The 18,238-nt window shown below is 69.6% G+C and carries 12 protein-coding genes; 9 read left to right on the top strand and 3 right to left on the bottom strand.

What is annotated here, in order from left to right:
* The first annotated feature begins 13 nt into the window (after nt 1-13).
* Both ACESM1_RS11150 and ACESM1_RS11145 read left to right on the top strand, forming a co-directional pair.
* On the top strand, nt 14-868 hold the full coding sequence (locus tag ACESM1_RS11150; protein WP_372620062.1) for a universal stress protein: 855 nt from the start codon (nt 14-16) through the stop codon (nt 866-868).
* 193 nt (nt 869-1,061) lie between these two features.
* A complete protein-coding gene (locus tag ACESM1_RS11145) occupies nt 1,062-1,517 on the top strand; it encodes a cupin domain-containing protein (RefSeq protein ID WP_372620060.1) in 456 nt (151 codons plus the stop codon).
* A gap of 220 nt (nt 1,518-1,737) precedes the next feature.
* Here ACESM1_RS11145 and hppD read toward each other — a convergent pair whose 3' ends face one another.
* Nucleotides 1,738-2,847, bottom strand: coding sequence for a 4-hydroxyphenylpyruvate dioxygenase (hppD, locus tag ACESM1_RS11140; RefSeq protein WP_372620058.1), 1,110 nt, complete (start codon nt 2,845-2,847; stop codon nt 1,738-1,740).
* Between the two features lie 107 nt (nt 2,848-2,954).
* Here hppD and ACESM1_RS11135 point away from each other — a divergent pair, with 107 nt between their 5' ends.
* Nucleotides 2,955-3,434 (top strand): Lrp/AsnC family transcriptional regulator, encoded by a 480-nt coding sequence (locus ACESM1_RS11135; RefSeq protein WP_372620057.1) that lies wholly within the window; start codon nt 2,955-2,957, stop codon nt 3,432-3,434.
* A 7-nt stretch (nt 3,435-3,441) separates the two neighbouring features.
* On the opposite strand, the gene ACESM1_RS11130 is transcribed toward ACESM1_RS11135, so the two are convergent.
* Both ACESM1_RS11130 and glgX read right to left on the bottom strand, forming a co-directional pair.
* Complete coding sequence (locus ACESM1_RS11130) at nt 3,442-3,960, bottom strand: response regulator (protein ID WP_372620056.1); 519 nt, start codon at nt 3,958-3,960, stop codon at nt 3,442-3,444.
* Between the two features lie 52 nt (nt 3,961-4,012).
* On the bottom strand, nt 4,013-6,304 hold the full coding sequence (glgX, locus tag ACESM1_RS11125) for a glycogen debranching protein GlgX (protein WP_372620054.1): 2,292 nt from the start codon (nt 6,302-6,304) through the stop codon (nt 4,013-4,015).
* Nucleotides 6,305-6,515: 211 nt separating this feature from the next.
* On the opposite strand from glgX, the gene treZ reads away from it, so the two are divergent.
* From treZ to ACESM1_RS11095, 6 genes are all read left to right on the top strand, one after another.
* Nucleotides 6,516-8,258: a malto-oligosyltrehalose trehalohydrolase gene (gene treZ / locus ACESM1_RS11120; protein ID WP_372620052.1), complete on the top strand. Its 1,743-nt coding sequence runs from the start codon at nt 6,516-6,518 to the stop codon at nt 8,256-8,258.
* Nucleotides 8,255-10,432: a 4-alpha-glucanotransferase gene (malQ, locus tag ACESM1_RS11115; protein ID WP_372620051.1), complete on the top strand. Its 2,178-nt coding sequence runs from the start codon at nt 8,255-8,257 to the stop codon at nt 10,430-10,432. The genes treZ and malQ overlap by 4 nt, the downstream gene beginning before the upstream one ends.
* The gene (treY, locus tag ACESM1_RS11110) at nt 10,425-13,205 is read left to right on the top strand and encodes a malto-oligosyltrehalose synthase (protein ID WP_372620050.1); all 2,781 of its coding nucleotides are present in this window, start codon (nt 10,425-10,427) and stop codon (nt 13,203-13,205) included. The genes malQ and treY overlap by 8 nt, the downstream gene beginning before the upstream one ends.
* A gap of 297 nt (nt 13,206-13,502) precedes the next feature.
* On the top strand, nt 13,503-15,326 hold the full coding sequence (locus tag ACESM1_RS11105) for an FAD-dependent oxidoreductase (RefSeq protein ID WP_372620049.1): 1,824 nt from the start codon (nt 13,503-13,505) through the stop codon (nt 15,324-15,326).
* Nucleotides 15,327-15,334: 8 nt separating this feature from the next.
* Nucleotides 15,335-17,179 carry a 2-oxoacid:acceptor oxidoreductase subunit alpha gene (locus ACESM1_RS11100; protein WP_372620048.1) on the top strand — a complete coding sequence of 615 codons (1,845 nt, stop codon included), beginning with the start codon at nt 15,335-15,337 and terminating at the stop codon, nt 17,177-17,179.
* Nucleotides 17,176-18,231: a 2-oxoacid:ferredoxin oxidoreductase subunit beta gene (locus ACESM1_RS11095; RefSeq protein ID WP_372620046.1), complete on the top strand. Its 1,056-nt coding sequence runs from the start codon at nt 17,176-17,178 to the stop codon at nt 18,229-18,231. Before ACESM1_RS11100 ends, ACESM1_RS11095 begins: the two co-directional genes overlap by 4 nt.
* Nucleotides 18,232-18,238: the final 7 nt, after the last annotated feature.

The following is an 18,238-nucleotide window of genomic DNA, read 5'->3' as shown; positions in this document are numbered from 1 at the left end:
GGGAGGCAACGCAATGGCCCGCATCCTGGCCTGCACCGACGGCTCGATCTATGCGGAGAGCATCCTGGACCACGCTGCCTGGGCCTCTTCCCGGCTCGGGGGCGCGGGCGTGCGCGTGCTGCACGTGCTGGACCGCGCTGGCGCCGCGCTGCCGGTGGACCGCAGCGGCACGCTCGGCCTCGACGAATCCGAGGAATTGCTGCGCGAGCTCGCCGCCCTCGACGAGGCGCGCGGGCGCCTCGCGCTGCGGCGCGGCCGCGCGATCCTCGAAGCCGCCGAGGCACGACTGCGCGCCGCCGGCGTGGCCGAGGTGACGCTCACCCAGCGCCACGGCGCGCTGGTGGACACGGTGGTGGAGTTCGAGGAGGAGGCCGACCTGCTGGTGGTCGGTAAGCGCGGCGAGGCGGCGGATTTCTCCGTCGGCCATCTCGGCGCCAATCTCGAGCGCGTGCTGCGCGCCAGCCCGCGCCCGGTGCTCGTCGCCTCCCGCGCCTTCAAGCCGATCACGCGGTGCGCCATCGCCTATGATGGCGGGCCGGCGGCGCTGAAGATCGTGGAGTTCGCAGCGCGCGCGCCGGCGCTTGATGGGCTGGAGGTGCATCTGGTCACCGTTGCGCCGCCCGGCGCCACCGGCGCGACGCTGCTGGAGACTCCCTCCGGCATCCTCGAACGCGCCGGCCGGGCACCGGTGCGCGCGGTGCTGCACGGCGAGACCGAGCAGGCGATCGCCGCTCATGTCGCCGCCGCGGGGATCGACCTGCTGGTGATGGGCGCCTATGGCCATGGCCGCATCCGCACCATGATCCTCGGCAGCACCACCACGGCGCTGCTGCAGGCCTGCCGGATTCCGGTGCTGGTGTTCCGCTGACGGTCCCGTCGCTGGTCGCGCCGCGCCGCGTCTCGTGATCGGCCGCCACGGAACCGGCGGCCGGGGGCGATGCGTCAAGCGGTTGCGGGCAGCAAAGGGTGCGGCCATGCAGGCGAGCGACCATACAGGCGCGAAGATTCTCGGGCCCGGTGACGGAGCCTCCGGATTCCTTGGCACCATCGGTGTGCGCTTCATGATAGGCGGCAGCGAGGCCGGTGAGCGCTTCGCCCTGGTCGAGCACCCGATGCCGCCGCGTGCGCTCGCAGCGCCGATGCACCGACATGCGCGCGAGGACGAGTACAGCTTCGTGCTGGAGGGGCGCATGGGTGCGCTGCTCGGGGACCAGGTGGTGTTCGCCGGTCCGGGCGACCTGGTCTTCAAGCCACGCAACCAGTGGCACACCTTCTGGAACGCCGGCGACGCGCCGGCGCGCATCCTTGAGATCATCTCGCCCGCCGGCTTCGAGGAATTCTTCCGCGAGGTGGTCGAGCGCGGCGGCGTGACGCGCATCGCGCCGGAGGACTTCGCCGGCCTCTGCCAGCGCTACGCCCTGGAAATGGACATGCGGAGCGTGACGGGGATTGTGCAGCGCTTCGGCTTGCGCTTCCCGGCCGAGGTGCCGAACCCCGCCGGGAACGCGCGCGACTAACGACGATGCGTTAGAGCGGCGTGCCGAAATGCTGGTGCATTTCGGCCTTCAAACGCCAGCGCCGCTCCGCGGCTCGGCTTCGCCGCACTGGCGGCGGCGGCCGTTCGGCCGCTCGGCCGGCGTCATGCTGAAGGCATGCTCTCCGCATGACGCCGGCCGCAGGTCAGAATATCGGCACGTCGCTCAAGGCCGAGCCGCTTGCGGTGCCTCGGCCCTGCCGCTATCCCGCCGTCGGCTTCAGCACGCCGCGGCGGATCTGGTCGAGCTCGATGCTCTCGAACAGGGCGCGGAAATTGCCCTCGCCGAAGCCCTGGTCGCCCTTGCGCTGGATCAGCTCGAAGAAGATCGGGCCGATCACCGTGCCGGTGAAGATCTGCAGCAGCCGCCCGCCCTCCGGCGTCGGCGCGCCGTCGGTCAGGATCCGGTTCTTCGCCAGCCGCGCCACTTCCTCCGCGCCCAGGTCCGGCATGCGTTGCGGCAGCAGCTCGTAGTAGGTGTCGGGCGTGTCCATGAACTGCACGCCGCCGGCGCGCATCGCCTCCACGCTCGCGAAAATGTCGGTGGTGCCAAGCGCCACGTGCTGGATGCCCTCGCCACCATAGGCGCGCAGGTATTCCTCGATCTGGCTCTTGTCGTCGCTGCTCTCGTTGATGGGGATGCGGACCTGGCCACAAGGCGAGGTCAGCGCGCGGGACTTCAGCCCGGTCAGCTTGCCCTCGATATCGAAGTAGCGGATCTCGCGGAAGTTGAAGAGCTTCTCGTAGAACTGCCACCACACATCCATCCGTCCGCGATGGACGTTGTGCGTCAGGTGGTCGATCACCGTAAGTCCGCTGCCCGCCGGCTTCGGGTCGCGCTCGCCGGTCCAGCGGAAATCCACGTCGTAGATGCTGCCATTCGTGCCGTAGCGGTCCACGAAGTAGAGCAGGCTGCCGCCGATGCCCTCGATCGCCGGGATGTTCAGCTCCATCGGCCCGACCTTGCCCGTCACGGGCTTCGCGCCCAGCGCGATGGCGCGGGCGTAAGCCTGCGCCGCATCGGCGACGCGGAATGCCATGGCGCAGGCGGAGGGGCCGTGCACGCGCTGGAAGGCTTGGGCGAAGCTGTCGGGTTCGGCGTTGAGGATGAAGTTGACGTCGCCTTGCCGCCACAGCGTCACCTGCTTGGAGCGGTGCCGCGCCACCGCGGTGAAGCCGAGCCTGCCGAACAGCGCTTCGAGACAGGCGATGTCCGGCCCCGTGAACTCGACGAACTCGAAGCCATCGGTGCCCATCGGGTTTGCGTCGGTGATCTGGCCGGCCAGCGCCGTGCGGTCGGGCGGGATGTCCATGCGTCGCCTCCTCGTTCGAGGCGAGGGATAGCCCATGCGGCGGAGCGGAAGGCGGCGGATTGCATGGAAAATTTGCGCGCAGCCGCAGGAATCCGCTACGAAGCCGCATGCTGAAGGCGAAATCCACCATCGAGCTGGATGCGGCCGATCGCCGTATCCTGCGCGTGCTGCAGCGCGACGGTCGCATCGCCGTCACCGCGCTGGCCGAGGAGGTCGGCCTTTCCGCCACCCCCTGCCAGCGCCGCATCCGCCGGCTGGAGGAGGCGGGCGTGATCGCGCGCTACGCCGCGGTGCTGGATCCCGCACGCGTCGGCCTGCCGATCCAGGCCTTCGTGCAGGTCGGCCTCTCCTCCCACGCCGAGGAGGTCGCGGAGGCCTTCCACAAGGCGATCGCCGCACGCGAGGAGGTGCTGGCCGCCTGGGCGATGAGCGGCGGCATGGACTACATGCTGCATGTCGTCGCCGCCGATTTCGACGCCTATGCCGAGTTCGCGCTGAAGGCGCTGCTGCGCATGCCGGGCGTGAAGGAGACGCGCAGCTCCTTCGTGCTCACCGCGCTGAAGCCGCCGGGCGCCGTGCCGGTGTGATCGGCGATCAGTCCACGAACAGGTGGAAGCCGGGCGGCCAGGCGCGCGGCGCCTGCCCACGGCCGAGCTGCTCCAGCGCCTCGAGCGCCCCGGGCAGGTCCGCCACGGCAAAGGGCTTCTGCAGGCAGGCGCGGCCGCCGCTGTCCTCCATCTCCTGACGGAAGCCGGGGCCGTAGGCGCTGGCATAGAGCACCGTCACGCCGCGCTGCGTCAGCACGCGGCCGACATTCAGCCCGTTACCGCCATGGCCCAGCTTGATGTCCACCACCGCAAAGGCTGGCGGTGCGGCGGCGGCGAGCTGCAGTGCTTCCGTCTCGCTACCCGCCATGCCGCTGACGTGGAAGCCGGACTGTTCCAGCGTCTCGGCCATCGCCATCGCCGACAGCGTCTCGTCCTCCACGACGAGCACGGTCCGTGCCGGATGTTCGTCGTGCCGCGGGCGCCGCTCGGCGCGGGCTGGACGCTGCGGCGGCGCAGTAATGTCCAGCCGGAACACCTCCGGCGCGCTCTGGCGTCGTGCCTGCATGACGATGGCGCTCCTCCCGGCCGTATGCCCCACTATCTGGGCTGTAACTCCATCATCGTGCTCGCGTCCGCGTGCGCGGACTGCGCACATTCGGTTGAGGATCAGGAGCAGTACGTTCCGGTTTCGGGATCGCCGGCGGAGTCGTGCCGGCCAGCAGCGCCGTGCGAGCGGCCGCCAGGATCGCCCCGCCGCCCCGCTCCGGATGCAGCAGGAACAGCAGCAGCGTCCGCGCCGCCACCGGATAGGGATGGCCGAAGCCGAACTCCTCCGGCTCGTCCATGTCGGGGCGGTGCGTGTCCACCATCAGCAGCCAGTGCTGGCCCGCCGGCGGTTCCGGCAGCTCGAACTCCACCCTCTCATGTTGCGCGTTCAGCACCAGCAGCAGCGTGGCGTCGGAAGCCGGGCGGCGGATGCCGGTAGCCTGCGCGCGGCCGTCGAGCAGCATGCCGAAGCAGCTGGTCGCCGGGTCGTCCCAGTGGCCGTTGTCCATCTCCTCGCCGGAAGGCTTCAGCCAGGTGACGTCCTTCACTGCCAGCGCCTCGTTCATCGCGCCGGTGAGGAAGCGGCCGCGGCGCAGCACCGGGAAGTTCTGCCGCAGCGCCACCAGCTTGCGGGTGAAGGCGGCGAGGCTGCGCCCCTCCTCGTCGATCCCCGACCAGTCCACCCAGTTGATCGCGTTGTCCTGGCAATAGGCGTTGTTGTTGCCGCCTTGCGTGCGCCCGAACTCGTCGCCCGCCAGGATCATCGGCGTGCCCTGCGCCAGCAGCAGGGTCGCCAGCATGTTGCGCTTCTGCCGCGCGCGCAGCTCGCGGATCTCGGGGTCGCCGGTCGGGCCTTCCGCGCCATGGTTCCAGGAGAGGTTGTGCTCGTGGCCGTCCCGGTTCTCCTCGCCATTCGCATCGTTGTGCTTCTCGTTGTAGGAGACGAGGTCGTTCAGCGTGAAGCCGTCATGCGCGGTGACGAAGTTCACGCTCGCCCATGGCTTGCGCCCGCGCCGGTCGAACAGGTCGGACGAGGCGGTGAGCCTGGTCGCGAGCTCCGCCGCCTTGCCGCCATCGCCCTTCCAGAAGGCGCGCACGGTGTCGCGGAAGCGGTCGTTCCACTCGGCCCAGCCCGGCGGAAAGCCGCCCACCTGGTAGCCGCCCGGCCCGCAATCCCAGGGCTCTGCGATCAGCTTCACGCGGGAGAGCATCGGGTCCTGGCGGCAGCTGTCGAGGAAGCCGCCGCCCTCGTCGAAGCCGTGATCCTCGCGGCCAAGGATGGTGGCGAGATCGAAGCGGAAGCCATCCACCCGCATCTCCCCGGCCCAGTAGCGGAGGCTGTCGGTGACCATCTGCAGCACGCGCGGATGCGAGAGGTTCAGCGTGTTCCCGGTGCCGGTGTCGTTGATGTAGTAGCGCCGTTCCGGCGCCAGCCGGTAGTAGCTGGCATTGTCGATGCCCTTGAAGGACAGCATCGGGCCGCGCTCGTTGCCTTCGGCGGTGTGGTTGTACACGACGTCGAGGATCACCTCGAGCCCGGCATCGTGCAGCCGTGCCACCATCTGCTTGAACTCGCGCGCAGCGTAGCCCGGGTTGGTGGCGTAGCGACGCGTGGGCGCGAAAAAGACGATGGTGTTGTAGCCCCAATAGTTCGTCAGCCCCTTTTCGAGCAGGAACTGGTCGTTGACGAAATTGTGCACCGGCAGTAGCTCGACCGAGGTGACACCGAGTGTGCGCAGGTACTCCACCACCTCCGGCGCGGCGAGCCCGGCATAGGTGCCGCGCATCTCCTCCGACAGAGTGGGGTGGCAGCGGGTGAAGCCCTTCACATGCGTCTCGTAGATGATGGTGCGGTCCCACGGCACGGCGGGGCTACGCTCGCGCCCCCAGGTGAAGGCGGGGTCGATCACCCGGCATTTCGGCATCAGCGCGGCGCTGTCGCGCTCGTCGAGGGTCAGGTCGTCGCCGGATTCCAGAACGTAGCCGAAGATCTCGGGTCCCCAGGTCAGATCGCCCACCACCTCCCGCGCATAGGGGTCCAGCAGCAGCTTGTTTGGGTTGAAGCGGTGGCCGGCCTCCGGCGCATGCGGACCGTGCACGCGATAGCCGTACACCGTGCCGGGCCGTGCATCGGGCAGGTAGCCGTGCCAAACCTCGTCGGTGAATTCCGGCAGCTCGACCCGTTCGAGCTCGCGCTCCCCCGCATCGTCGAACAGGCACAGCTCCACCTTCGACGCATGCGCGGAGAACAGCGCGAAGTTCACGCCGAGCCCATCCCAGCTCGCGCCGAGCGGGAAGGGAAGTCCCTCGCGTACCCGTGAGGGGCGCATCTGTGCCGGTGCTGCCACAAAGTCCGAAGCCATGTATCTTCTGCCCAGTCCATTCCTCGCCCGTGCCAGAACAGGGCGCCCATCGCGGCGTTCCCCGCAGCGTTCCCTCGGCTTTCCCTCGGGGGCGCTTCGGCGCGGAGCATAGTCACGTATGTCACAAAGGCCACCCGAAGCGCGGGCGACCGCGACGCCCGCGCGTTGCGCGCACCGCATGCCCTTTGGCGCCGAGCTGCGCAAGGATGGCGTGCGGTTCCGTCTCTTCGCGCCCGCCCATGCGACGATCGGGCTGGAGCTCGACGGCGCCGATCCGCTGCCCATGCATGCGGCGGATGGCTGGCACGAGCTGCATGTCGAGCAGGCGCGCGCCGGCACGCGCTACCGCTTCGTGCTGCCCGATGGGCTGCGCGTGCCCGATCCCGCCTCCCGCTTCCAGCCTGAGGATGTGCACGGCCCGAGCGAGGTGGTGGATCCCGCCGCGCACGCATGGCACGACGCCGGCTGGACCGGCCGCCGCTGGGAGGAGGCGGTGATCTATGAGCTGCACATCGGCGCCTTCACGCCGGAGGGCAGCTTCCGTGCGGCGATCGGGCGGCTCGATCACCTCGTCGCGCTCGGCGTGACGGCGATCGAGATCATGCCCGTTGCGGCATTCCCCGGCGCGCGCAACTGGGGCTACGACGGCGTGCAGATCTTCGCGCCGGACGCATCCCATGGCCGCCCGGAGGATCTCAAGGCATTGGTGGAGGCGGCGCATGCGCGCGGCCTGATCGTGCTGCTCGACGTGGTGTACAACCACTTCGGGCCGGAGGGGAACTACCTGCACCCGATCGCGCGTGACACCTTCTTCACCGAGCGGCACCACACGCCCTGGGGCGCGGCGCTGAACTTCGACGGGCCGGAGAGCCGGCCGGTGCGCGACTTCTTCATCCACAACGCGCTGTACTGGATCGAGGAGTTCCATCTCGACGGCCTGCGCCTCGATGCCGTGCACGCCATCCTGGACGACGGCCCGCGCGACGTCCTGACGGAGCTCGCCGAACGCGTGCGCGCAGCCGCGCCCGGCCGGCACATCCACCTGGTCCTGGAGAATGAGGGCAACGAGGCCTCGCGCCTGCCGCGCGACAGCGAGGGGCGGCCGCGCCTCTACACCGCGCAGTGGAACGACGACGTGCACCATGTGCTGCATGTCGCCGCGACGGGCGAATCCGCGGGCTATTACGGCGAGTACCTCGGCGACACGCGCAAGCTCGCCCGCGCACTGGCGGAGGGCTTCGCCTTCCAGGGCGAGCACATGCCCTATCGAGGCCATGCGCGCGGCGAGCCAAGCGCACACCTGCCGCCGACCGCCTTCGTCGCCTTCATCCAGAACCACGACCAGATCGGCAACCGCGCCTTTGGCGAGCGCATCACCTCGCTGGCGCCGGAGGACGCGGTGCGGGCCATCGCGGCGACATACCTGCTGCTGCCGCAGGTGCCCATGCTGTTCATGGGCGAGGAGTGGGGCGCCATGCAGCCCTTCCCCTTCTTCTGCGATGTCGGGCCGGAACTGGCCGACGCGGTGCGCGAGGGCAGGCGCGCGGAGTTCGCGCGCTTCCCCGAATTCCGGGATCCCGCCGCGCGCGCACGCATCCCCGACCCGCTGGCCGGTTCCACCTTCGCGAGCGCGAAACTGCGCTGGGAGGATGCGTCGCGCCCGCCGCATGCCGCTTGGCTCGACTGGTACCGCCGCATCCTCGCGCTCCGGCACGCGGAGATCGTGCCGCGCCTTGGCGCGATCCGCAGCGGCGGTGCATGGGAGATCATCGGCGAAAGCGCCGTCGCGCTGCGCTGGGGTGCGCTGCACCTGGCGGCGAATCTCTCTGCCGTTCCCGTCGCAGGGTTCCCACAAGCGGGCGGCCGCATCATCTGGCAGGAGGGTGAGCCCGGCGAGACGGGCGCGTTCGGGCCATGGTCGGTCCGCTGGAGCATCGAGGAGGAGCGGCCATGACGGCAACGCAGGATGGCACCGCCGCATTGGACGCGCTGGCGCTGCGCATGGGGATCGAGCCCGAATACCGCGACGTGCGCGGCCAGCTGATGCGCGCGGGCGCGGAGTCGAAGCGGATGCTGCTCGCAGCGATGGGCGTGCCGGCGCCGGACGAGGCGGCGGCGCGCGCCGCCCTGGAGGCGCTGGAGCGCGATGAGTGGCGGCACGCGCTGCCGCCGGTGATCGTGCTGCGCTCCGATGATCCCGCGCCGAAGGTCACGCTGGCGCTGCCCGCCGGCAGCGGCTCCGTCGCCTGGCAGCTCTCGCTGGAGCAGGGCGGCGAGCGCGGCGGCGAGCTGGCCTTCGACACGCTGGACCGCATTGCCGAGGCGACGCTCGACGGAGGCCGCATCGAACGTCGCGCGCTGCCGCTGCCGGCGGACCTGCCCTGGGGCTATCACCGCCTGCGCGTCACGCCGGGCGATGCGGCGATGCTTGTCATCGTGACGCCCGGCCGCTGCTGGTTGCCGCGGGCACTGCAGGAGGGCCGACGCGTATGGGGCATCTCGGCGCAGCTCTATACGATGCGTTCGGCCGGCGATTGGGGCATCGGCGATTACGGCGACCTGCGCAGCCTGGTGGAGATCGCCGCCGCGCGCGGCGCCGCGGTGATCGGGCTCAACCCGCTGCACGCGCTGTTCCCCGATAATCCGGAGCATGCTAGCCCCTACTCTCCGGCCAGCCGGCTGCTGCTGAACATCCTCAACATCGACGTGACCGCGCTGCCGGAGCTGCCGGAATGCCGCTCGGCGCGGGACCTCCTCGCCTCCGCCGAGTTCCGTCGCCGCATCGCCGCGGCGCGCGCGAAGCCGTTGGTGGATTACAGCGCGGTCACCGCGCTGAAGCTCGAGATGCTCGAGCTGCTGTTCGAGACCTTCCGCACCGTCGGCGACCGCAAGCGCCATGACGCCTTCGCCGCATTCCGCCGCGAGCTCGGCGAGGTGCTGGAGCGGAGCTGCCTCTTTCTCGCGCTGCGCGAGCACTTCGCCAGGCAGGCGCCGGAGCTCGCCGACTGGCGCAGCTGGCCGGCCGGCTTCCGCGACCCGGCCTCGCCCGAGGTGCGCCGCTTCGCGGAGGAGCACGCGCATCGCCTGGACTTCCACGTCTGGCTTCAATGGGTGGCGGATGCGCAACTCGGCGCCGCGGCGGAGGCGGCGGCGCGGCATGGCATGGTCGTCGGGCTCTACCGCGACCTCGCCGTCGGTGCCGACAGCGCAGGCGCAGAAACCTGGACGGACCAGAAGGCTGTGCTCTCCGGCGTGCAGGTCGGTGCGCCGCGCGACATCTTCAATCCTGCCGGCCAGGATTGGGGCCTGCCGCCCTTCCATCCGCGGGCGCTGCGCGCGGAAGGCTATCGCAGCTTTATCGAGTTGGTGCGCGCCAACATGCGGCACGCCGGCGGCCTGCGCATCGACCATGTGATGGGTCTGCTGCACCTGTTCTGCATTCCCGCGGGGAAGAAGCCGGCGGAAGGCGCCTACATTGCCTATCCGATCGACGACCTCGTCGGCATCCTCGCGCTGGAGAGCCAGCGCAATCGCTGCCTGGTGGTGGGCGAGGATCTCGGCACCGTGCCGGCTGGCTTCCGCGAGCGGATGGCGGCGGCGAACATCCTTTCCTACCGCATCCTGTTCTTCGAGCAGGAGGAGGATTCCGGCGTCTTCCTTCGCCCCGACGCCTACCCGCCGCTCGCCATGGCGGTGGTCGGCAGCCACGACCTGCCGACGCTGCGCGGCTGGTGGGAAGGGCGCGACATCGACCTCAAGGAACGCTACGGCCTGCTGCCCACCGAGGAGGAGGTGCGCTGGCAGCGCGACCTGCGCGAGCGCGACCGCGCGCGCCTGCTGGAGGCGCTGCGCGAGGCCGGCCTGCTCGGTGCGGGCGAGCCCGACGTTCCCGCTATCTCGCGTGCTGCGCATGCCTTCCTCGCGCGCAGCTCATCCCTCCTCGCCGTCGCGCAGCTCGACGATATGCTGGACGAGGGCGACCAGGTGAACGTGCCCTCCACCTCCTGGGAGCATCCGAACTGGCGGCGCAAGCTCTCGTTGCCGCTGGAGGAATTGCCGGGGAATCATGGCTTCGACGCGTTGGCCGCGCTGTTCCGTGCCGAGCGTGGCGCCACCGGCCATGGATGAGCCGCCGCGCGCGACCTACCGGCTGCAATTCCATGCCGGCTTCGACTTCGCGGCGGCCGCTTCGCTGGCGCCCTATCTCGCGCGGCTCGGCGTCAGCCATGTCTATGCCTCGCCCTATCTGAAGGCGCGGCCGGGCAGCAGCCATGGCTACGACATCGTGGACCATGGCAGCCTGAACCCGGAGCTCGGCGACGAGGCGGCGTTCCGCGCGATGGCGCAGGCGTTCCGAGCGCACGGGCTTGGCCAGATCCTGGACTTCGTGCCGAACCACATGGGGGTCGGCGGGGCCGACAATCCGCGTTGGCTCGACGTGCTGGAATGGGGCGCCGATTCCGTCTTCGCCGGCTGGTTCGACATCGACTGGGACCCGGACCGCCGCTATCTGCTCGGCAAGCTGCTGATCCCGTTCCTCGGCGACCAGTACGGCAAGGTGCTGGAGGCTGGCGACCTCGCGCTGCGCTTCGACGCGGAGGCCGGCGGCTTCGCCGTCTGGGCCTATGACACGCACAAGCTGCCCATCTCGCCACGCCATTACGCGCGCATCCTCGGCGATGCGCATCCCGAGCTCGAACGGCTGGGCGATGCCTTCTCCGCACTTCCGGACTGGCACGTCCATCTCGGCCGGCGCGCGCGCGAATTGCAGGCGGAACTCGCCGCGCTGGCGCGCGACCGCACCGATGTGCGCGCGGCGGTCGAGGAAGCGGTCGCTCGGCTGAACGGCACGGCGGGCGACCTGGAAAGCTGGCGCGCGCTTGACGCGTTGATCCAGGACCAGTCCTGGCGCGCCGCGCATTTCCGCGTCGCCGCCGACGACATCAACTACCGCCGCTTCTTCAACATCAACGAGCTTGCCGGCATCCGCATGGAACTGCCGGAACTGTTCGACCACGCCCACCGGCTGATCTTCGACCTGCTGCGCGACGGCACGCTGGACGGGCTGCGCATCGATCATGTGGACGGGCTGCTCGACCCGAAGGGCTACCTGGTCCGCCTGCGCGAGCGTGCGCCGCGCCCCTTCTACCTGGTCGTCGAGAAGATCCTCGCCCGCCACGAAGCGCTGCGCGAGGACTGGCCGGTGGAGGGCACCACCGGCTACGAATTCGCCAATCTGCTCACCGGCCTCCTGACCGACCCGTCCGGCGAGGCCGCGCTCACCCGCGCCTATGCCGATTTCGCCGGCGACACCGGCGCCTTCGCCGACATCGTGCGTGACAGCAAGCTGCGCATCATGGACAACGAGATGGCGAGCGAGCTGAACGTGCTCGCGCGTGATGCCGGCCGCATCGCGCGGCAGAACCCGCGCACTGCCGATTTCACCCGCAACATCCTCGGCCGCGCGCTGAAGGCGGTCGTCGCCGCCTTCCCGGTGTACCGCACCTATGTGGATGCCGAGGCCGCGCCCTCCGAAGCCGACCGCCGCGACCTCGACTGGGCTGTGGCGCAGGCCCGGCGCGCCGAGCCCGACCTCGATCCCAGCGTCTTCGATTTCCTGCACCGGTTGCTCTCGGCGGATCTGGTCGCGCAACCGCGCAGCGGATTCAGCCGGCACGCCGTCACGCGCTTCGCCATGCGCGTGCAGCAGTACAGCGGCCCGGTGATGGCCAAGGGCCTCGAGGACACCGCCTTCTATCGCTACAACCGGCTGGTGGCGCTGAACGAGGTGGGCGGCACGCCGGAACAGGTGGGCCTCGGCCTCGCCGCTTTTCACAAGGCGAATGCGCAGCGTGCGCGTCGCTGGCCGCAGGCGATGCTCTCCACCTCCACCCACGACACCAAGCGCGGCGAGGATCTGCGCGCGCGCCTGCTGACGCTGTCGGAACTGCCGGAGGAATGGGCCCGCCAGGTGCGCGCCTGGAGCCGCATCATCCGCGCGCGGCGCGGCGACGTGGAAGGCACCGCGCCGCCGCATCCGAACGACGAATACCTGTTCTTCCAGCTGCTGCTCGGCGCCTGGCCCGCGGAGATGACCGGCATGCTGCCGGGTGCCGATGCGGTGGCTTCGCTCACCACGCGCCTCCAGGAGGCGATGCGCAAGTCGCTGCGCGAGGCGAAGCTCCGCTCCTCCTGGGCAGCGCCGAACGCGCCCTATGAGGAGGCGATGCTCGGCTTCGTGCGGGATGCGCTCGACACCACCGCCTCCAACGCCTTTTTCGAGGCCTTCCTGCCCTTCCAGGCGCGCATCGCCGGGCTCGGCCTGCGCAATGCGCTGGTGCAGGCCGCGCTGAAGCTGACCCTGCCGGGCGTGCCCGATATCTACCAGGGCGCAGAGCTGTGGGAACTCAGCCTCGTGGATCCCGATAACCGTCGCCCGGTGGATTTCGCCCATCGCGCGCGGCTGCTGGAGGCGGTGGAGCGTGACCTGGCCGGCGATCGCACTGCCTCGCTGCGGGCGATGCTGGAGAGCTGGCAGGATGGCCGCATCAAGCTGGCGCTCACGGCAACGCTGCTGGCGCATCGGCGCGCGCGGCCGCGCCTCTTCGCCGCAGGTGGCTACACGCCGCTGGCGGCGCAGGGCGAGGAGGCGGACCGAATTTGCGCGTACCACCGTAGCGAGGGCGAGGATGCGCTGCTGGTGGTGGCCTGCCGCTTCCCCGCACGCGGCCCGCTCGCCGCCGGCACCATGCTGCCCTGGCCCGACGCAGTGCCGGAGGGCAGCACGTGGTGCGACCTGCTGACCGGCCGCGTGGTGGAGCGGAGCGCGCCGCTGCTGGACCTCGCGGCGCCGTTGGAGGCGTTGCCCGTGGCCGTGCTGGTCCCGGCCGCATCCGGCTGAACAGCTACCGGCCGCCGGGCGGCGGCAGCCGGTTCTCGCAACACCGGGTCTAGGCAGTGCGTTGGCGCTGCGGCATCCTTATGGGGTCGCTGCTCGTCACGGTCGGATTCGGCCGCGGCGTGTCGGTGGCACCGGTTGCGCTGTGCAGTGGATCTGGGGAGATCCGGCGCGGTGCCGGCTTGGCACCCTGGCGGACCACCTTCGCGTCGCGGCCTCGCGGCGCCCAAGTCTCCTTCGCGGCGCAGCCCAATGGGGGCGGCCCGGACAGCCCCCGCTGGCACAGCGAGGGAGGTACGCGTGAAGGTCACTGCGGCGAAGTCCCCGGACCATTTTCACAAGGTGGTGGACTGCCAGTACGCCTGCCCGGCGCATACGCCGGTGCCCGAATACATCAGGTTGATCGCGGCCGGGCGCTACACCGATGCCTACATGGTCAACTGGCGCTCCAATGTCTTCCCCGGGATCCTCGGCCGCACCTGCGACCGCCCCTGCGAGCCCGCCTGCCGCCGCGGCCGGGTGGAGGAGGAGCCGGTGGCGATCTGCCGGCTGAAGCGCGTGGCGGCCGACAACAAGCAGGACATCCGCGCCCTGCTCCCCGCGCCGGCCGCAGAGCGCAACGGCAAGCGCATCGCCTGCATCGGCGCCGGGCCGGCCTCGCTCACCGTGGCGCGCGACCTCGCCCCGCTTGGCTACGAGGTGGTGGTGTTCGACGGCGATGCGAAGGCCGGCGGCATGATACGCACCCAGATCCCGCGCTTCCGCCTGCCGGAGGAAGTGATCGACGAGGAGGTGGGCTATGTCCTCGGCCTCGGTGTCGAAACACGCCTCAACCGCCGCGTGGACAGCCTGAAGGCGCTGCTCGCCGAGGGTTGGGATGCCGTCTTCGTCGGCACCGGCGCGCCGCGCGGCCGCGACCTCGACGTGCCGGGCCGGAAGGAAGCGGCGGCCAACATCCATATCGGGATCGAGTGGCTCTCCTCCGTCTCCTTCGGTCACATCGAGAGGATCGGACGTCGCGTCGTCGTGCTCGGCGGCGGCAACACGGCGATGGATTGCTGCCGCTCCGCCCGTCGCCTCGGCGGCGAGGAGGTGACGGTCGTCGTCCGCTCCGGGTTCGCGGAAATGAAGGCGAGCCCCTGGGAGAAGGAGGACGCGATGCACGAAGGCATTCCGATCCTCAACTACCTGGTGCCGAAATCCTTCACGCACGACGCCGGCCGGCTCACTGGAGCGGTGTTCGAGAAAGTGGCGCCGCAAACGGACGAGAAGGGGCGCCGCCAACTGGTGCCGACCGGAGAGCCGGACGTTCACATCCCCTGCGACGACGTGCTGGTGGCGATCGGGCAGGAGAATGCCTTCGAGTGGATCGAGCGCGACATCGGGCTCGAGTTCGATCGCTGGGGCCTGCCTAAGCTCGACCCCGCGACGCACCAATCCACGATCCCGAATGTCTTCTTCGGCGGCGACGCCGCCTTCGGGCCGAAGAACATCATCTGGGCCGTGGCGCATGGGCACGAGGCGGCGGTCTCGATGGATCTCTTCTGCCGCGGCGAGGACGTGACGGTCCGGCCGCCGCCCGACTACAGCCTCGTGAGCCAGAAGATGGGCATCCATGAGTGGAGCTACGACAATGATATCTCGATAGACCTCCGCTACAAGGTGCCGATGCGGGAGACGGATGTGGCGTTGCGCGACATCCGCGTGGAGGTCGAGCTCGGCTACGATCGGGAACTGGCCTTCAAGGAAGCCGAGCGCTGTCTGAACTGCGACGTGCAGACGGTGTTCGCGCCGAAGCTCTGCATCGAATGCGATGCCTGCGCCGACATCTGCCCGGTGGACTGCATCAGCTTCATCGAGGATGGCGAGGAGGCGGAGTTGCGCACGCGGCTGCGCGCGCCGGCGATCAACCTCACGCAGGACCTCTATATCGGCGAGGGCCTGAAGACCGGCCGCGTGATGGTGAAGGACGAGGATGTCTGCCTGCATTGCGGGCTCTGCGCCGAGCGCTGCCCGACCGGTGCGTGGGACATGCAGAAATTCCTGCTCGAGACCGCGAAGCCGCACCCCTGCGGCCGATCCGCGCTCGCCCGGCCGGCGCCGCTGGCTGCCCCTGCGGAGTGATGCCGGAGATGCCTCAGCCTGTCACCGCGACCAACGACTTCGTCGTCAAGTTCGCCAACGTCAACGGATCCGGCTCGGCCAGCGCCAACCAGCTCTTCGCCAAGTCGATCCTGCGCATGGGTATCCCCATCGCATCCCGCAACATCTTTCCCTCCAACATCCAGGGCCTGCCGACCTGGTTCGAGGTGCGCGTCTCCGGCGAAGGCCATCTCGGCCGGCGCGGTGGCGTGGACCTGATGGTGGCGATGAACCCGCAGACCTGGGACCGCGACCTCGCGGACCTCGAGCCGGGCGGCTACCTGTTCTACGATTCCACGCGCCCGATCCTGCCCTCGCGCCTGCGCTCGGACATCACGGTGATCGGCGTGCCGCTGACGGCGATGTGCAACGCCTCCTATGAGGAGCCGCGGCAGCGCCAGCTGTTCAAGAACATCATCTATGTCGGCGCGCTCTCCGCATTGCTGAACATGGATCCGGCCGCGACGGAGCAACTGATCCGCGAGCAGTTCAAGGGCAAGGACAAGCTGATCCAGCCGAACCTCGACGCGCTGAAGATGGGGCGTGACTGGGCGTTGGCGAACCTGGACTGTCCGATCGGATTGCGACTCGAGAAGGCCGATGCGGTCGGCGACCGCATCTTCGTGGATGGCAATGGTGCCGCCGGCCTCGGCGCCGTCTATGGCGGCGCGACGGTCTGCGCCTGGTATCCGATCACGCCCTCGACTTCACTCGCCGAGGCCTTCGAGCGACGCGCCCGGCAGTTCCGCACCAACCCGGACGGCACGAAGCGCTACGCCATCGTGCAGGCGGAGGATGAACTGGCCTCCATCGGCATGGTCATCGGCGCCGGCTGGAACGGCGCGCGCGCCTTCACCGCCACGTCCGGCCCCGGCATCTCGCTGATGGCGGAGTTCGTCGGCCTCGCCTACTTCGCCGAGATCCCCGCGGTGATCTTCGATGTGCAGCGCGCCGGTCCCTCCACCGGCATGCCGACGCGCACCCAGCAGGCCGACATCCTCGCTGCGGCCTATGCGAGCCATGGCGACACCAGGCATGTGCTGCTGCTGCCCGAGGATCCGCATGAATGCTTCACCATGGGTGCGGATGCCTTCGATCTGGCGGATCGGCTGCAGACGCCGGTCTTCGTCATGCTCGACCTCGACATCGGCATGAACGACTGGCTCTGCGCCCCCTTCCGCTGGGACGATGCGCGGCGGATGGACCGCGGCAAGGTGATGACCGCGGAGGAGTTGGAAGCCGGCAGGACCTTCGGCCGCTACCTCGACGTGGATGGCGACGGCATCCCCTATCGCACCTGGCCCGGCACGCACCCGACCAAGGGCGCCTATTTCACCCGCGGCACCTCCCGCGATCGCTTCGCGCGCTACACGGAGGAAGGCCCGGCCTATGTGGACAACATGCAGCGCCTGCTCCGCAAGTTCGACACCGCGAAGGGCATGGTGCCGCGCCCCGTGGAGCGCGCGGCCGCGCAGCCGACGCCCTATGGCGTGATCTACTACGGCTCGACCTCGGCGGCGATGAACGAGGCGCTGCAGTCGCTGGAGGCGGAGGGCATCCACCTCGACGCGCTGCGCATCCGCGCCTTCCCCTTTCACGACGACGTTGCCGGGTTCGTGCACCGGCACGAGCGCGTCTTCGTGGTCGAGCAGAACCGCGACGCGCAGCTCCGCACGCTGCTGATGAACGAGTGCGAACTCGATCCCGCCGCGCTGCTCCCCGTGCTGCACTACGATGGCACGCCGATCACCGCGCGGTTCATCCGTACCGCCATCGCCGACCGCGCGTCGGCCCTCAAGATCGTCCCGCTCGTGCGGGCCGGAGCCGCCGAATGACCTTCCTCCCCAAACCCCAGCTCCACCACCCGAAGCTCGCCACCAATGCGCTTGGCCTGACGCGGCGCGACTATGAGGGCGCGGTCTCAACCCTCTGCGCCGGCTGTGGCCATGATTCGATCAGCGCCGCCATCGTGCAGGCCTGCTTCGAGCTGGACCTGCCGCCGCATCGCATCGCGAAGCTGTCCGGCATCGGCTGTTCTTCCAAGACTCCGACCTACTTCCTCGGCGCGGCGCACGGGTTCAACTCAGTGCATGGCCGCATGCCCTCGGTGCTGACCGGCGCCAACTTGGCGAACCGGGAGCTGGTCTATCTCGGCGTCTCGGGCGACGGCGACAGCGCCTCCATCGGCCTCGGCCAGTTCGCGCACAGCCTGCGCCGCGGCGTGAACATGACCTACATCGTCGAGAACAACGGCGTGTACGGCCTCACCAAGGGCCAGTTCTCCGCCACCTCCGACAAGGGTTCCAAGGCCAAGAAGGGCACCATCAACACCGACGAGCCGATCGACCTGGTGGCGATGGCGCTGCAGCTTGGCGCCACCTTCGTCGGCCGCTCCTTCTCCGGCGACAAGACGCAGCTCGTCCCGCTGATCAAGGCGGCGCTGCTGCATCCCGGCGCGGCCTTCATCGACTGCATCAGCCCCTGCGTCGCCTTCAACAACCATGAGGGCTCCACCAAGAGCTTCGACTTCGTGCGCGCGCACAACGAGGCGGTGAACAAGCTCGACGTCATCCTCGGTCGCGACAAGATCGAGACCGAGTACGAGCCGGGCAGCGTGGTGGAGGTCACGCAGCATGACGGCAGCGTGCTGCGCCTGCGCAAGCTCGCGGCCGAGCACGACCCGACCGACCGTGTCTCGGCGATGAACTACCTGCAGGAACGCAAGGCGGCCGGCGAGATCGTCACCGGCCTGATTTTCGTCGAGCCGGACGCGGAGGACCTGCACGACCATCTCGGCAGCGTGCAGGCGCCGCTGAATGCGTTCGGCGACGCCGATCTCTGCCCCGGCGCGGCAGCACTCGACAAGGTCAATGCTGCGCTGCGCTGAGGCGCCG

This window comes from Falsiroseomonas sp. (assembly GCF_041690465.1).
GTDB lineage: Bacteria > Pseudomonadota > Alphaproteobacteria > Acetobacterales > Acetobacteraceae > Falsiroseomonas.
The sequence above is the reverse complement of the archived record's forward strand: the minus strand, read 5'-3'. Positions and strand labels throughout refer to the sequence as shown.